Source organism: Acidovorax sp. JMULE5 (assembly GCF_013376875.1).
Classification (GTDB): Bacteria; Pseudomonadota; Gammaproteobacteria; order Burkholderiales; family Burkholderiaceae_C; genus Acidovorax; species Acidovorax facilis.
The window spans coordinates 3,477,839-3,493,707 of the sequence record NZ_CP035951.1 but is presented as its reverse complement, the minus strand read 5'-3'; the positions used below and the strand labels follow the sequence as shown (position 1 = coordinate 3,493,707).

At 67.2% G+C, this 15,869-nt stretch carries 13 protein-coding genes and 1 pseudogene; 6 read left to right on the top strand and 8 right to left on the bottom strand.

Going from position 1 to position 15,869, the window contains the following annotated elements:
- Window positions 1-146: 146 nt before the first annotated feature.
- Window positions 147-437, top strand: a complete 291-nt coding sequence (locus tag EXV95_RS15880) for a hypothetical protein (RefSeq protein ID WP_176887576.1) — start codon at window positions 147-149, stop codon at window positions 435-437.
- A 236-nt stretch (window positions 438-673) separates the two neighbouring features.
- A complete protein-coding gene (locus tag EXV95_RS25170) occupies window positions 674-2,326 on the top strand; it encodes a DUF692 family multinuclear iron-containing protein (RefSeq protein WP_176887575.1) in 1,653 nt (550 codons plus the stop codon).
- A gap of 24 nt (window positions 2,327-2,350) precedes the next feature.
- Here EXV95_RS25170 and EXV95_RS15870 read toward each other — a convergent pair whose 3' ends face one another.
- The 5 genes from EXV95_RS15870 to EXV95_RS15850 form a co-directional block, all read right to left on the bottom strand.
- Complete coding sequence (locus EXV95_RS15870) at window positions 2,351-3,328, bottom strand: tripartite tricarboxylate transporter substrate binding protein (RefSeq protein WP_176887574.1); 978 nt, start codon at window positions 3,326-3,328, stop codon at window positions 2,351-2,353.
- 54 nt (window positions 3,329-3,382) lie between these two features.
- Window positions 3,383-4,564 carry a tricarballylate utilization 4Fe-4S protein TcuB gene (gene tcuB / locus EXV95_RS15865; RefSeq protein ID WP_176887573.1) on the bottom strand — a complete coding sequence of 394 codons (1,182 nt, stop codon included), beginning with the start codon at window positions 4,562-4,564 and terminating at the stop codon, window positions 3,383-3,385.
- Window positions 4,551-6,017 (bottom strand): FAD-dependent tricarballylate dehydrogenase TcuA, encoded by a 1,467-nt coding sequence (gene tcuA / locus EXV95_RS15860; protein ID WP_176887572.1) that lies wholly within the window; start codon window positions 6,015-6,017, stop codon window positions 4,551-4,553. Before tcuA ends, tcuB begins: the two co-directional genes overlap by 14 nt.
- A 192-nt stretch (window positions 6,018-6,209) precedes the next feature.
- Window positions 6,210-7,202 carry a LysR substrate-binding domain-containing protein gene (locus tag EXV95_RS15855; protein WP_176887571.1) on the bottom strand — a complete coding sequence of 331 codons (993 nt, stop codon included), beginning with the start codon at window positions 7,200-7,202 and terminating at the stop codon, window positions 6,210-6,212.
- Between the two features lie 122 nt (window positions 7,203-7,324).
- On the bottom strand, window positions 7,325-8,152 hold the full coding sequence (locus tag EXV95_RS15850; protein ID WP_176887570.1) for an IclR family transcriptional regulator: 828 nt from the start codon (window positions 8,150-8,152) through the stop codon (window positions 7,325-7,327).
- Between the two features lie 103 nt (window positions 8,153-8,255).
- Here EXV95_RS15850 and EXV95_RS15845 point away from each other — a divergent pair, with 103 nt between their 5' ends.
- Genes EXV95_RS15845 through EXV95_RS15830 form a run of 4 tightly spaced genes read left to right on the top strand, consistent with a single transcriptional unit; the run spans window position 8,256 to window position 12,485 of the window.
- The gene (locus tag EXV95_RS15845) at window positions 8,256-9,287 is read left to right on the top strand and encodes a tripartite tricarboxylate transporter substrate binding protein (protein ID WP_176887569.1); all 1,032 of its coding nucleotides are present in this window, start codon (window positions 8,256-8,258) and stop codon (window positions 9,285-9,287) included.
- Window positions 9,288-9,316: 29 nt separating this feature from the next.
- Entirely contained in the window at window positions 9,317-10,843 is a 1,527-nt protein-coding gene (locus tag EXV95_RS15840; protein ID WP_176887568.1) for a class I adenylate-forming enzyme family protein, read from the top strand.
- A gap of 17 nt (window positions 10,844-10,860) precedes the next feature.
- The gene (locus EXV95_RS15835; RefSeq protein WP_176887567.1) at window positions 10,861-11,655 is read left to right on the top strand and encodes a citryl-CoA lyase; all 795 of its coding nucleotides are present in this window, start codon (window positions 10,861-10,863) and stop codon (window positions 11,653-11,655) included.
- Window positions 11,652-12,485: an SDR family NAD(P)-dependent oxidoreductase gene (locus EXV95_RS15830; RefSeq protein ID WP_176887566.1), complete on the top strand. Its 834-nt coding sequence runs from the start codon at window positions 11,652-11,654 to the stop codon at window positions 12,483-12,485. Before EXV95_RS15835 ends, EXV95_RS15830 begins: the two co-directional genes overlap by 4 nt.
- A 7-nt stretch (window positions 12,486-12,492) precedes the next feature.
- Here EXV95_RS15830 and EXV95_RS15825 read toward each other — a convergent pair whose 3' ends face one another.
- From EXV95_RS15825 to EXV95_RS15815, 3 genes and pseudogenes are all read right to left on the bottom strand, one after another.
- Window positions 12,493-13,566, bottom strand: coding sequence for a porin (locus tag EXV95_RS15825; protein WP_176887565.1), 1,074 nt, complete (start codon window positions 13,564-13,566; stop codon window positions 12,493-12,495).
- A 55-nt stretch (window positions 13,567-13,621) separates the two neighbouring features.
- Window positions 13,622-14,620, bottom strand: coding sequence for a Bug family tripartite tricarboxylate transporter substrate binding protein (locus tag EXV95_RS15820; protein ID WP_370460079.1), 999 nt, complete (start codon window positions 14,618-14,620; stop codon window positions 13,622-13,624).
- Window positions 14,621-14,661: 41 nt separating this feature from the next.
- A pseudogene (locus EXV95_RS15815) lies at window positions 14,662-15,750 on the bottom strand (4-oxalomesaconate tautomerase); the annotation flags it as partial.
- Window positions 15,751-15,869: the final 119 nt, after the last annotated feature.

Below are 15,869 nucleotides of genomic sequence, written 5' to 3'. Positions count from 1 at the left end.
CCGAGGCACCACGCAAAAAAGTTTTTTTGGACTGCATGTAACCCGCAGCGTGCGGGGGACGAATTACCAGGCAGAGAGCGCGGCACGATGCAGCGCGATCTAACCACCTGATTACTCATCCCTTAACGCTTACGGAGTTACCCGCCATGCTGTCCACGAACACCAAGACCACTGCATCTTTCGCCCTGTCTGCCGCGCTGCTGGCACTGGCATCCACCAGCTTTGCAGCCGACGCGCCCAAGGGCTCCAAAGGCGCCGCCATTGCCGCCAACGACAAGGTGCACTGCTACAACGTGCACGACTGCAAGGGCAATAGCGACTGCTCCACGGCCGAGCACAGCTGCAAGGGCCAGAACGCTTGCAAGGGCCACGGCTTCAAGGCCAAGACAGCCGCTCAGTGCCTGATGGAAAAGGGCACCATCGGCGATATCCAGTGAAACTCCCCCTGAGCGGCTTTGCCGCTCCGTGCGGCCCCCAGAGCGGGCAGCCCTTCGAGGACGTCCAAGCCTGCGCAGGCAGGCTTGGAGCCGCGCCTCTCAGCCCCTCTCTCGCTGCGCGGGAGGGGGACACCGCCAGCGCGGCGGGGCGGCCCTTGCGCGGCGGTGCTGGCATCAGGGCGTGCCAGTCTCGGCGATCATGCCCAGTGCCCGCACTTTGATACCTTGATTTCGCCATGGCACATGACCTCATCGCTACGCGCGGCACCGGCTTTGGCCTGGGGCTGCGCACGCAGCACTACGCCGATTTCCTGGCGCGCAAGCAGCCACTGGACTGGCTGGAAATCATCACCGACAACTACCTCATCGACGGTGGAAAACCTTTGGCGGTGCTGGATGCCATCCGGCGCGACTACCCCGTGGCCATGCATGGCGTGGCGATGTCCATCGGCGCGTCGCAGGGCGTGGATGTGCCGTATCTGCAACGCGTGAAGGCGCTGGCTGATCGCATTGAACCGCTGTGGGTGTCCGACCACCTGTGCTGGACGGGCCCTGGCCCCGAGCAGTTGCACGACCTGTACCCGCTGCCCTACACCGACGAATCTGCATGCCATGTGATCGCGCAAATCCGTCGCGCACAGGATGTGCTGGGACGCAGGCTGGTGCTGGAGAACGTGTCGAGCTATATCCGCTACCGATACGACAGCGCCAGCGAATGGCAGTTTTTGGCCCACATTGCGCAAGAGGCCGACTGCCTGTTGCTGGTGGATGTGAACAACATCTACGTGAGCAGCGTGAACCATGGATTCGACCCACTGACCTATCTGCATGCCCTGCCCGCGCACCGGGTGCAGCAAATTCACCTGGCTGGGCACAGCGACAACGGCGACCACATCATCGACACGCACGACCACCCGGTGGCGCAGCCAGTGTGGGACCTCTATGCCAAGGCCTGCCAGCGTTTTGGCGCTGTGCCCGCGATGATCGAGCGCGATGACCACATCCCGCCGCTGGCCGAGCTGCTGGGTGAAATGGCCATCGCCCGGCGCGTTGCCGCCGAGCATGTGGCCCCACCCGAGCCTGTCGCGATCACCTCCATCACCCTGGCCCCCACGGCGGACCCGACCGGGTTGGCTGCGGTGCAGCGCCACTTTGCCGAATGCGTGCTGGCCGATGCGCCGCCCCCCGAACGGCCCGACGACCTGATCACCGGCCGCATGCCCATCTACCACCACGCCTACCGCGCGCGGCTGGCCGATGTGCTGGCCGACACCTATGCCAAGACTTGCCTCTACATGGGCTCGGACACCTTCGACGCACATGCGCGCGCCTATGCCGTGGGCCAACCGCCGCACATGCGCAGCCTCAACCGCTACGGCGAGGGGCTGGTGGATGCGCTGCGCCAGCAGTACCCCGACAACCCTGAACTGTATGAATTGGCCCAGCTCGACTGGGACCTGCGTACCCGGTTTGACGGTGCAGATGTGCCGGTGCTCGACTTGGACAGCGCACAGGCCTCTGGCGACTGGACCACCCGCGCCGATATGCTGCATCCCAGCGCCTTGCTGCGCACGGTGACCACCAATGTGGTGTCCCTGTGGAACGCTATCCATACCGATGACGAGGTGCCCGAGGCCGTGTTGCTGCCCGCGCCCGCAGCCTTGCTGGTGTGGCGCAAGGGATTCCAGCCGCACTTTCGAACGCTGGATGCCACCGAGGCCGCACTGGTGCGCCATCTGCACGTCGGACTGTCAGTGCACGACGCGTGCACCGCGCTCCTGGAGCAAGGGCTGTGGGCGGGCGATGCCGCCGCGCTCAGCCAGTGGTTGGCGCAGCTGCTGGGCGAGGGGTTGGTGCGGGCGAAGCATGCGCCCGCCGCCACCGCATGAGATCGGTGAAGAGCACCGGCCGACTCAATCCGCGGTGAGCTTGCGCTCCTTGATGATGGCAGCCCACTGGGTCGACTCCTTCTTCATGAAGGCTGTGAGTTCGGCGCGCGTTGTGGGTTGGGGCGTCAGGCCGTGCTTGTTCAGCGCGTCCTTCACGGCCGGGTCGTTCAGCACCTTGACGATCTCCTGGTTCCAGCGCTCCAGCAGCGTCACCGGTGTTTTGCCCGGCGCCACAAACGCATACCAGTTGAGCGCCTCAAAGCCCGGAAAGCCCGATTCCGCCACGGTGGGGATATTGGGCAGATAGGCCGGCCGCGTGAGACCCGTGGTGGCCAGCGGGATCAGCCTGCCCGTTTCGATGTGCGGCAGGGCCGTGGGTGGGGCTGCAAAGTAGGAGGTGATGCGCTCGCCCAGCAAATCCTGCAAGGCGGGTGCCCCACCTTTGTAGGGCACGTGGGTCATGTCGATGCCCGCCCGCTGGTTGAACAGCTCGCCCGCCAGGTGCGATGCCGAGCCCGCGCCCGTGGAGGCAAAGTCAACGCTGCCAGGCTTCTTCTTGGACAGCTGCACAAACTCTGCCAGCGTCTTTGCGCCTGCAGCCTTGTGCACGACCAGCACGTTGGGGAAGTTCACGCCGCCTGAAATGGCCGCCAGGTCCTTGAAGGGGTCATAGGGCAGTTTCATCAGGTGAGGGGCGATGGTCAGCGGCCCTACGGAGCCGAACAGCAGCACCGTGCCATCCGGAGCCGCGTTGGCCACAAACTGGTGCGCGATATTGCCGCCTGCACCGCCCTTGTTGTCCACCACCACCGACTGGCCAATGTTTTCGCCCAGCTTTTTGGCGATGAGGCGGGCGGCCGCATCGGCCGCCCCGCCGGCGGCAAACCCCACCACCAGGGTCACGGGTTTCTTGGGGGGAAAGTCCTGGGCATGGCCGGGCCTCGCCAGGGCCAGTGCGGCGGTTGCAAGCGCAAGGGTGTGCAGCAGGGTGCGTTTTTTCATCGGTGTCTCCTTCATCGTGGGTTGTTGGTGTTGTGGGTGGGGATGGCTAGGTGCTCAGTCGGCGCCAAGTCCGATCGGGTTGGGCTGGCGCTTTTCCACCGCGTGGCGCAGCAGCGACGCAGTGCGGAAGATGCCGTGCGCAAACTTGCCGTAGGGCATGGTGGCGAACAGCGCCATCACCGCGCCCAGGTGCAGGCACAGCAGCAGCGGCAGGCCTGCGGTACCACGCGCGGCCCACAAGGCCAGGCCACTGGTGGCGGTGAGGAACAGCAGGGCGATGAAGGCGCGGTCCATGGGCTTTTGCGCGGCATCGCCGTGTTGCGGGTGGCGGCGTTGGTTCAGCCGCCACAGGCCGGCCGTGCCAATCGCCAGGCTGATGCCACCCAGCCCGCCCAGCAGCTTGGGCAGGCTGGGCAGGTCGTACGGTGCAGGCAAGGCCAGCAGGTAGTGGTACAGCGTCGCCACGCTGGTGGCCGCAAAACACAGCATGAAACCGTAGAACGTGAGGTGGTGCATGCGCCTGCGCGACAGGGTGTAGGCGTCGTCCTCGTTGTGGCAGCCGTCGCCATGGCCGCCGTCCAGGTACTTGAGGCGCAGCACGGCATCGGTGGCCTCGGCCGTGGCGGGCGCGCTCAGCGGCGCGCCGCTGGTGGCAGGTGTGATATCGCGCCAGAAGCGGCGCACGCCCAGGCCCAGCGCCAGCACGGCGAACAGGAACACGGGCGCAAACAGCCCCACCAGCAGGTTGTGAGGGAAGATGCCGTAGAAGCCGCCCACCGGGGCCTGCCACAGCGCGGCGATGCCCTGGCCATGCAGCACCACGGCCAGCAGCAGAAACAGCGTGAGCCCGGCCACCAGCGCCAGGGCCAACGTGAGGCCGTTGCGCTGGTACAGCTGGCCCAGCGCGGGCGGCCAGGCGTAGTCCGCATAGGTCTGGCCGCGCACCTGGGCCATGGCCTGAGGAATGTTCACCGCAAATTCGTGCGGCGGTGCGTACTGGCAGGCGTGCAAGCAGGCGCCGCAGTTGTGGCACAGGTTGGCAATGAAATGGATATCGGCCTTGCCAAATTCCAGCCGCCGTGTCATGGCCGGGAACACGGCGCAAAAGCCTTCGCAGTAGCGGCAGGCATTGCAGATCTGCAGCTGGCGCGCCACCTCAGTTTCGGGGGCAGACAGCACGATCTCGCCATTTGCCAGCGCCCGGGCGTCGCGCGCCAGGGCTTCAAGCGCTTGCATGGTTAACTCCTGTTTTTATAGCTACTGGCGTTTGATGGACAAGCGCTAGAGCCTGTTTGGATGCCAAAGCGGCTTGTGTGCCCGCAATGCGGCCAAACGCGGTGCCAATGCTCATGCCCACCCCGGCCGTGTAGCCCTTGCCCAGCACGTTGCCGGCCATCATTTCGCCCGCCACAAACAGGTTGGGGCTGGGCTGGTTGTTGAAGCGCACGGCCGTCGTGTCGTCGGTGTGCAGGCCCAGGTAGGTGAAGGTGACACCGGGTTTGAGCGCGTAGCCGTAGAACGGCCCGGTGTCGATGGGCCGGGCCCAGTGTGTCTTGGCGGGCACCATGCCTTCGGTGTGGCAGTCGTCCAGCGTGGTGTGGTCGAACGTGCCGATGCGGCAAGCGGCGTTGTAGCTGTTCAGCGTACGCATGAAGGTATCCACGGGCAGGCCGAGCTTTTGCGCCAGCTCGGGCAGGGTGTCGGCCTTGACGCCCGGGAACACGGGCGGCATGAAGCGGCCAATGGCCTTGCTGTCGATGATCGAATAGCCAATCTGCCCCGGCTGCTGCGCCACCAGGCGGCCCCAGATGGCATAGCGCTTGGGCCAGAAATCCTCGCCCTCGTCGTAGAAGCGCTCTCCCCCGCGGTTGACCACGACGCCCAGCGACACGCAGTCAATGCGCGTGCAGATGCCGCCGTCGTACAGCGGCGCGCGCGCGTCGATGGCCACCATGTGGGCCTGCGTGGGGTCGCCAATGCGGTCGGCGCCGTGGTCATCGAGCAGGTGCTTGAGCAGCACGCCCTTGTTGTAGGCCGTGCCGCGGATCAGGAAGTTGTCCGCAGGCCACTCGCCGCGCTCGTTCTGGCCCCAGGCCTCGCGCAGCCACTCCCGGTTCGATTCAAACCCCCCTGCGGCCAGCACGCAGCTCTTGGCGGCAATGCGCTCGCCGTTCGCCAGGTGCGCGGCGATGAAGCGGCTGCCGTCCATCTCGATGCGCTCCACGGGCGCTTCGTAGCGAATCTGCACGCCCAGCTGCTCGGCGCTGCGGTAGTACGCATTGACCAGCGCCTTGCCACCGCCCATGAAGAACGCATTGGTGCGCGCCACATGCAGCGTGCCTGCGAGCGCGGGTTGGAAGTGCACGCCGTGGCGGCGCATCCAGGGGCGGCAGGTGGCGGATTCGCGGATGACAAGGCGCGCCAGGTGTTCGTTGGTCAGCCCGCCCGTCACCTTCAGCAGGTCCTGCCAGAACTCTTCCTCAGGGTAGGTATCGACCAGCACGTCTTGCGGCGCGTCGTGCATGCAGCGCAGGTTGCGCGTGTGGGCCGAGTTGCCGCCGCGCCAGGCGCGCGGGGCGGATTCGAGCAGCAGCACGCTGGCGCCCGCCTCGCGCGCCATCAGGGCCGCGCACAAGGCGGCATTGCCGCCACCGATGACCAGAACATCGGCCACAGCATCGCCGCTCATGGCCGGTGGCTCCAGGCGGTGCGCTGTGTGCGGGGGAATGAAGAAGGGGGTGTGGGGCCCATGGGGTGTCTCCTGGCGCGGTCGCCGTGTCGTTCATCGGGGTGATGGCGACTGTAGGGAGACACAGGCCCGCCGTGCAGCGGGTTCAGGTCATGGGGGTATCACGGATCGTGATGGCTGCGGGGTGGCCGCTCAAGCGCTGGTGTCTTGTCCGCCTATCCATGTCGTGCCAAACCACTGGCCGCTCGTCACCAATTCGCGCACGCAGTCCGTCAGCACCACACGCGCGGCCAGCGCGGCGGGCGAGAGTTCTTCGTCGGGCAGGCTACACAGCAGGTTGACGCGGCGCGCGGGCGCGTCGGTGAGGCGTGCGCACTGAAAACGCTCGGCCGCATCCGGGTAGCGGCCCATGGCGGCCCAGGGCTGCACGGTGGAGCCCAGGCCCGCGTCCACGGCGGCCATCACCATGGCGAGTGAGTCCACCTCCAGCACCACGTGTGGTGCCACGCGGTCGCGGGCAAAGGCCGTGTCCAGGGTGCTGCGCAGGCCGTGTGGGCCGGTGGGCAGGATCAGCGGCTCCTGCACCAGCTCGGCGACGGTGATGGTTTCCGGCAGCTGCCGGCCACGGGGGTTGCCGGGACCCTCCCCTCGGTCACGGGCACAGATGAGGAACAGGTCTTCCTCCAGCAGCGGCGCCATGTCCCAGCGGCGCGCGCCCGTGGCCTGCTGCGCCTGGTGCAGGCGGGTGTCGAACAGCACGGCCAGGTCCAGCTCGCGCGCATGCAGCATGGCCGTGAGGTGTCCCGACATGCTCTCCACCATGTGCAGCCGCACATCGGGGTAGCGCGTGCGCATGGCCTGCATCAGCGGCAGGCCCAGCACGCCCGAGGTGGTGGGCGCCAGGCCCACGGTGACGGTGCCCGAAAGGCGCGCCTGCTGCGCCGCGCGCACGGCCTGGTCGGCATGGCGCAGGGTGAGCTGCGCCTCGCGAAAGAACGCCAGCCCTGCCTCGGTGGGCGTGACGCCGCGCGGCGTGCGCTGCAGCAGGCGTGTGGCCAGCTCGCTCTCCAGCCGCGTGATCTGCTGGCTGAGCGCGGACTGCACCACATCCAGGTCCAGCGCAGCGCGGCTCATGGAGCCTTGCTCCACCACACGTACGAAATAGCGCAGTTGTCTCAGTTCCATCGGGGGCCTCGGGGTCCCTCGATGGTCGCACAAGACGGCTTGGCGCCAGCATTGGAGTGAAAACAGCAGGAAGCGCCATTGCAATATGCTTGAGTAGCTATCATTTTGATAGTTTCAAGCGCTCAAACCCCATGCGGCAGCAACGCCGCCAGCGCCTCGCGCATCCAGCGTGCAATCAGCTGCTGGCGCTCGCGCGGCATGCGGTCCACGGTCGATGCCACGCTGATCGCCGCCACCGGTTCGCCCGCTGCGTTGCGCACGGCCATGCCGGCCGCCAGCACGCCCTGCGTGGCGTGGTTGCCCACCACCGACCAGCCGCGCTCGCGCGTGGCGCGCACCAGGATCTGCAGGCGCTCGGGCGTCATGCCGCCGTAGCGCGGTAGCTCCTGCGCGTTGGCGGCGATGCAGGCCTGCATCTCGGCATCGGGCAGCGCCGCCAGCAGCGCCAGGCCCGCCGCGCCCACGCCCAGCGGCTGGCGCGTGCCCACCTGGATCACCAGGATCTGCACCGGGTGCGTTCCCACATGGCGTGCAATGCAGTGCGAGGTGGGGCCTTCGCGCACGATGGCAAAGGCGGCGTCGCCACAGGCGCGGCTCACGCGTTCCAGCACGGGGGCTAGGCGCACGGCCAGATTGGGCTGACCCGGGGGCTCGGCCAGGGCGGCCAGGCGCGGGCCCGCCACATAGCGAAAGCGCCCGCGCTGCGCCACGTAGCCGCTCTCCATCAGCGCGGCGAGCAGCCGGTACACGGGGGCCCGCTCCAGCGCGGCGGCGCGGCACAGGTCCACCACACGCGCACCATCGCGGCCGTGGGCCAGCACGGCGTCCAGCACCTGCAGGCCGCGCCGCAGCGTGCGGCTGCCAGGGTCGTCGGCCGGTTCGTCTGCCGTGTGCGCACTCACACGTTTGTCCGGCTGCCGGACGTTTGAATTCGCAGGTCGGGAGGGCATGGGAAAGAATTTGTTCGTCAACGCAACCAGTGCGTAGTGTGCCGTAGGGCACGCAGCAGGCGTCAAGACGGCATTTTTCCAAGAACCACCGGAGACAGACACCATGAGCCCACACACCCCCGCCGCGCTGGGTCAGCGCAAAGCTTCGCCATCCCTGCCACGCCGTGCCCTGCTGGCGCTGGCAGCCACGTTTGCCTGCGGCGCTGCCATGCCACTGCAGGCCCAGCCCAATGCTTCCGGCTGGCCCGCCAAGCCGGTCAAGCTGGTGGTGGGCTATGCGGCGGGCGGCGCCACAGACGTGATTGCGCGCCTGGTGGCCGTGAAGCTCAGCGACCAGTTGGGCCAGCCGGTGGTGGTGGACAACCGCGCCGGTGCCAACAGCAACGTGGGCGCAGAGGCCGTGGCGCGCGCGCCGGCGGATGGCTACACGCTCTACGTTTACACCATCGCCAACACCATCAACGCCACGCTCTACCCCAAGCTGGGCTACGACCCGGTCAAGGACTTCGAGCCCATCGGCATGATCGCCAAGATCCCGAACATCCTGGTGGTCAACCCCAAGCTGCCCATCAAGAACCTGGCCGACTACGTGCGCTACGCCAAGGAGTCCAAGGACGGCATCACGTTTGCGTCCTCGGGCAGCGGCTCGTCCATCCACCTCTCTGGCGAGATGTTCAAGATGCAGTCCAAGCTCAAGATGCTGCATGTGCCCTACCGGGGCAGCGCACCCGCCGTCACCGACCTGCTGGGCGGCCAGGTGGATTCGATGTTCGACAACACGCCGTCGGCCCTGCCGCATGTGCAGGCGGGCAAGCTGCGCGCCATTGCCATCACCAGCGCCCAGCGCTCGCCCCTGCTGCCGGATGTGCCCACGCTGGCCGAGTCGGGCTACACGGGCTTTGACGTGCAGTCGTGGTTTGGCCTGGCCGCACCGGCGGGCACGCCGCGCGCCGTGATCGAGCAGGTCAACACGGCCCTGAACAAGGTGCTGGCCCAGCCCGAGGTGCGCACGCGCCTGCAGGAGCTGGCCGCCACGCCCGATGGTGGCACGCCCGACAAGATGCGCCAGTTTGCTGCCGCCGAGATCAAGCGCTGGCGCGAAGTGGTGAAGGAATCGGGCGCATCGGCCGAGTGACAGATCACCCACACAACCTACCTGCCTTCATGTTCCCCATCGACTTCTTCTGGCGGGCTGCCCAGCGCTGGCCTGACCGCATTGCCATCGACGCGCCCGAGGGCGCCATCCGCTACGACGCGCTGGCCGCCCGCGTGGCCGCGCTCGCGGCGGGCTTCACCGCTATCGACCCCACGCCCCAAAGCCGCGTGGGCATCTGCGCGGGCAACAGCGCCGACCACATCGCCGCGCTGCTGGCCGTGCTGGCCTGCGGCAAGGTGTGGGTGCCGCTTAACCCCAAGAGCACGCGGCCCGAGATCCGCCGCATCATCGACGCGACCGAGCCCACCCTGCTGGTGCTGGACGCCGCGTGCGCTGACCTGCTCGAAGGCGCGCCCGGCACCCGCGTGCTGACCGGCGCGCAGGCCACCGAGGGGGCCACCACGCTGGCCGGCTTGGCCGCTGCGCACGCTGGTGCGCTACGCCCGCAGCTGGACCTGCCGGACGACGCCACCCAGGCCATCAAGTTCACTGGCGGCACCACGGGCGCACCCAAGGGCGTGATGCAGCCATACCGCGCGTGGATGGCCAACATAACCAACCAGATCCACGCCTGGGGCTTTGACGAGCACGAGCGCTACATCGTGGCCGCACCCATCACACACGGCACCTCCACGTACATCCTGCCCATCCTGGCGCAGGGCGGCTGCCACGTGGTGCTGGCGGGCGCGGGCGCCGAGGCGGTGCGCACGGCGTTCCGCGAGCGCGGCGGCACCGTGTGCTTCATGCCGCCCACGCTGGTCTACATGCTGATGGCGCTGCCCGGCGCCTCGCGCAAGGACTTTCCGCGCCTGCGCCAGCTCATCTACGGCGGCGCGCCCATGCCTCCCGAGAAGATCCGCCAGGTGCGCGAGTTCTTCGGCCCGGTGCTGGGCACCACCTACGGACAGACCGAGGCGCCGCAGATCTTGACCGTGCTGTGCCCCGAGGACTTCGAGGACGAGCGCAACCTGGCATCGGTGGGCCGCACCACCTGGTTCAGCGACGTGGCCATCATGGCGCCCGATGGCCGCCTGCTGCCCCCGGGCGAGGTGGGCGAGGTGGTGGCGCGCGGCGACCTGCTGATGACCGGCTACTGGCGCCTGCCCGAGAAGACGGCCGAGACCCTGGTGGACGGCTGGCTGCACACGGGCGACCGGGGCCTGATCGACGAGCGGGGGTTTCTCTATCTCAAGGACCGGCTCAAGGACATGGTGATCACTGGCGGTTTCAACGTCTACCCCGTGGACGTGGAGAACGCGTTGGGCCAGCACCCTGCGGTGCACGAATGCACCGTGTTCGGCCTGCCCGACGACAAGTGGGGTGAGACCGTGCAGGCCGCCGTGCAGCTGCGCCCCGGCGAAGCGGCGAGCGAGGCCGAGCTGATCGCCTTTGTGCGCGAACGCCTGGGACCGGTGCAGACGCCCAAGCGCATCCATTTTCACGAGAGCCTGCCTCGCTCGCCTGTGGGCAAGGTGCTCAAGTCTGCCGTACGCGATGCGGCCCTGGCTGCCCTAGCTGGTACGGCCACTGTCTGAATGAAGGAACCCATTTCATGACCCACCCTGCTTCCAAGACCCCCGTCACCCGCCTGTGCACCCACACCCTCACCAGCCTGCATTACCGCGATGCGGACCTGGTCGAGGACCTGATGGGGAAGAAGACCTTCACTGAGGTGATGCTGATGCAGATCCTGGGCCGCACGCCGCGCGGCGTGGACCTGCGCATCACCGACGTGGTGCTCATCGTGCTCATGGAGCACGGCCTCACGCCCAGCGCCATTGCCACGCGGCTCATCTACATGAGCGCGCCCGAGAACCTGCAGGGCGCCGTAAGCGCGGGCCTGCTGGCCGTGGGCAGCTCCTTCGTGGGCACCATGGAGAACTGCTCGGGCCTGCTCGACCGCATCGCGGCGGCCCAGGACCCCGAGGCTGAAGCGCTGGCCATTGCACGCCACTACAAAGGGCTCAAATCGCCCGTGCCGGGCTTCGGCCACCACCTGCACAAGCCCGTGGACCCGCGCGCCTACAAGCTGCTGGAAATGGGCCGTGCCGAACCCGAGCTGAAGGGCGACAAGATCCGCGCGCTGGAGATGCTGTCCAAAGCCGTGGACGCGGTTGCAGGCCGCTCCATCACCATCAACGCCACAGGCGCGGTGGCCGCGCTGCTGGGCGAGATCGGCGTGCCCACGGCCGTAATGCGCGGCTTTGCCGTGATCTCGCGCGCGGCCGGGCTGGTGGCGCACATCGTGGAAGAGCAGCAGAGCCCCTCGGGCCGCTTCATCTGGGACACGGTGGAGCACGCCATTCCCTTCGTCGGCGGCAGTGCCGGCCAGGGCACGGACGCATGAGCGCGCAGCCAGGCCATCATCCCGCCCTGCCGCTCGACCTGTCGGGCCGCGTGGTCTTCGTGGCAGGTGGCGGGTCCGCCGGCCCCGGGTGGAGTATTGGCCGCGCCGCCTGCGTGACCTACGCGCGCCTGGGCGCCAGCGTGTGCGTGGTAGACCGCGACGCGGCCTCGGCTGAGGAGACCACGGCGCTCAGCCACGCCGAGGGCGGCACGGCCGCCACCCTGGTGGGCGACGTGGCGGACGCGGCCGATGTGCAGCGCCTGTTTGCCGAGGCGCGCGAGCGCTTCGGCGGCGCCATCGACGTGCTGCACCACAACGTGGGCATCGGCAAGACCGGCGGCCCGCTGGAGACGAGCGTTGAAGACTTCGACCGCATCCATTCCGTCAATGTGAACAGCCTGCTGCTGGCCTGCCAGCAGGTGCTGCCCGCCATGGTGGAGCGCGGGCGGGGTTCCATCATTGCGATCTCGTCCATCGCGGGCATGCGCTACCTCGGCTACCCGCACCTGGCCTATGGCGTGACCAAGGCGGCCGTCACGCACTTCACGCGCATGGTGGCGCAGCAGTACGCGGGCCAGGGCGTGCGCGCCAACACAGTGGTGCCCGGGCTCATCGACACGCCGCGCATTGCCACCACGGTGGCGAAGATGTTCTCTGACACCAGCCTCGACGAGGCCCGCGCCGCGCGCGCCCGGCAGGTGCCCATGGGCCGCATGGGCACGGCGTGGGATGTGGCGCATGCCTGCGCCTTCCTTGCCAGCGATGCCGCCGCCTACGTGACCGGCACCGAGCTGGTGGTGGACGGGGGCATCACCGGCAAGTTCGTGTAAGGCAGGTTCAGAACGTATGCACCACACCGGCGGAGATGCCGGTGGCCGTGGCCTTGTTCGCCGCGCCCTGGAAGCCGCTGCGCCAGCGGGTGTTATCCAGCTCGGCATACACCTTTGTGCGGCGCGAGAGCTTGTATTCGGCAAACGTCACCAGGCGGCCATAGCCGTCGTCGGCGGAGCCGGTGCGCGAGCGGTCCACCTTGTAGTAGGCCGCCGTCAGATCGAACAGGGGCGTGACGGACCAGGTCGCGCCTGCCGAGAACACGCGCTGCACCGTGTGTTTGCCGACCGCTGTCTCGGCCTCGCTGCGTGCCGCGTTGGCCGCCAGGCGCACGGTGTTCCATTGGTAGGCCGCGCCCAGGGTGGCTCCGTCCAGGGTGCGCTGGTTCGTGTCCTTGAAGGTCTGGAATGCGCCCGACAGTGTGACGCCGCTGGCCGCATAGGCCATGCCGACCCCGCGCGACGACAGGGCCGATGTCTTTCCAGCCACTTCACCCGTGCCCAACATCGCCCGTGCGGTGAGGCCGCCAAATCGCGCTGTGTACTTGATCGCGTTGTCCAGCCGGTACGAGCCTGACGTGGACCCCGCACTGCCGAACTCGATGCCCAGGCCATGCTGGCTGAGCGCGGCCACGCCGATGCTGGGGTTGAAGCTGGCAAAGCGCATGCCCAGCGGGTCCACGGGCGAGATGGCATCCGCCAGTGTGGTGGTCTGGCGGCCCAGGGCCAGCGTGCCCCATCCGCCCTCCAGACCGACCCAGGATGCGCGATCAAAGGTCTTGCTGGCGTTGGCAGAAGCGCCGGTGTCGGCGTTCAGTCCGCTCTCGAACTGGAACAGCGCCTTGGCACCGCCCCCCAGGTCTTCGCTGCCGCGAAGCCCCCAGCGGCTGGTGGTGTGTATGCCGCTGCCCAGGCTGTGCGACGAACCGGGGGCTGCCGCATTGGCCGCCGTGAGGCCGCTGCCGTGGCGCAGCCCCAGGTCCACGGTTCCATACAGCGTGACGCCGCTGGTTTGTGCCGCGATGCAGCTGCTGGCCAGTGCGGCACAAAGCGCACCGATGTTGCCTATTCTTTTTCTCATAGATGTCTCCTGCCTGATTGAAATCTGAAACGGGTGCGAGGGTATTTCTGGGGCCTCAATCGGGGGTGAGCTGGGCTTTGTGCACGACGCCCTTCCACTTGGCGATCTCCTGGCGTACGGTCAGGGCCAATTGCTCGGGCGTGCTGGGGTCCACCACGGCGCCTTGTTCTTCAATGCGCCGTGCCACGTCCTTGTCCGCCAGGGCGGTGTTGAGCGCTTTGTTGAGCTGATCGACGACGGGCTTGGGCGTTTTGCCGGGCGCAAACAGGGCGTACCACTGCGTGATCTCGACGCCTTTCACGCCCGCCTCTTCCAGCGTGGGCACATCGGGCAACAGCGATGAACGCTTGGGGCCTGCCAGCGCCAGGGCGCGCAGCTTGCCGTTCTTGACGTGGGGGTAGGCTGAGAACAGGCTGGGGAACATGACCTGGGTCTGCCCGGCCATGGTGTCATTCATCGCGGGCGCGGCACCCCGGTAGGGCACGTGGGCCATTTGCGCACCGCTTTCCAGCTTGAAGATTTCGGCGGAGAAGTGCGGGGCTGTGCCGTTGCCGGCCGAGGCGTAGTTGAAGTCCTGGGGCTTGGCTTTGGTCAACGCCACCAGCTCGCCCACCGACTTGGCTGGCACCTTGGGGTGAACCACCATGAGCGTGGGCGAGTAGCTCACCATGCCAATGGGCTCGAACTGCGTGATGGGGTCGTAGCGCAGCTTTTGCAGCGCAGGGCTCATGCCGTGGGTGCCGATGTAGCCAAAAAGAATCGTGTGGCCATCGGGCGCCGCGCGGGCCACAAACTCCGCCGCAATGGCACCGTTGGCGCCCGCCTTGTTCTCCACAATGACCTGTTGCCCCAGCAGGGTGGAAAGCTTGAGCGCCACCACGCGCGCCATGCCATCGTTGCCACCGCCAGCGGCGGTCGGCACCACGAGCGTGATGGGCTTGTCGGGATAGGCCGCATGTGCCAGGGTGGGGATCATTTGCACAGCGGTGGCGAGGGCCGCCGCGGTGAGCAGGGTGCGGCGTGCGCGCGATGGCACAAAGTGTTGGCGAATCATTTTTTGTCTCCTGTCATCCAAAGGGTTGGGGTGTGAAATCAGTGGGTGAATGCGTTTTCTGAAACGAACAGCGTGCCCTCCAGAATTTTTCGCGCCGTGCGAACCAGCGCGGCCTGCACCAGCTTGAATTGGCCGTCCACTTCGGTGAGTTCCACGTCTACATGAATGCGGCCGGCGGGGTGCAGCACTTCCACACGGCGTGTGCCTGCAATGGCGTGCTGCAGGGAGTCGGTGATCACCGTGCCTGGCAGCACGTGGGCAGCAGCCACGCCAATCGCACCGGTCACGGCGTGTGAGCGGTGGCAGCGGTGGGGTGTGAAATAGCGCGAGACGACGCTGCCTGGTTGATCGCCTGCAGACACGATCACGGGCTTGGGCAGCACGCTGTTCGACACATCGCCCATGCCCATCCGCAGGCCGGCTTCGCATCGCAGGGCTTCCAGCCTGGAAAGCAGTTCGGCATTGGCATCCAGCTCTGCAGGGCTCTCGTTGCCACGCAGGTCCAGGTCGGCTGCGCGCACCAGCACCATGACCTGTGCTGCATCGATACAGGTGACCTGCAGGCCGTGGATGGTGTCGATGCGCTGGCCGGTCGGGAAAATCTGGCCCGTGACGGCGCCCCAGGCGTCCAGGAAGTTCATCAGCACCGGTGCCGCAGTGCCCTGCACGCCGTCAATATGCACATCGCCGTCGTAGTGCACCCGTCCGCCAGCGGTACACACCTGCACATCAATGCGTGAACGGGTGTTGACGTTGTAGACCCGTACCGTGGTGGTGTTTCCATGGCCGGAAGCGGGCACCAGCCCCTGCTCGATGGCAAAGGGCCCCACGCCCGCCAGCATGTTGCCGCAGTTGGGCCGCGTGTCCACGCGGGCCTCTTCCACACTGACTTGGGCGAAGAGGTAGTCCACATCGCAGTCGGCATGTACCGACCTGGAAACGATCGCCACCTTGCTGGTCAGCGAGTTTCCTCCGCCCAGGCCGTCAATCTGCAATTCATGCGGCGAGCCCAGCGCGGCGATCAGGGTGCGGTCGCGCGCCGCAGGGTCTTGCGGCAGCCAGTCGGCCAGGAAGAACGGCCCCCGGGAAGTGCCGCCACGCATCAGAACGCAAGGAAGGTTGTAGCTCATGGGTCGGCATGGTGCGACGCTTCATCTGTTCTGTGAATTGCATTGTTGACAATGATTGATGCACGCAGCGCAATAGGCTATGAGCCCTTGTACATGGTGAAATCACGTTCGTGAATTGC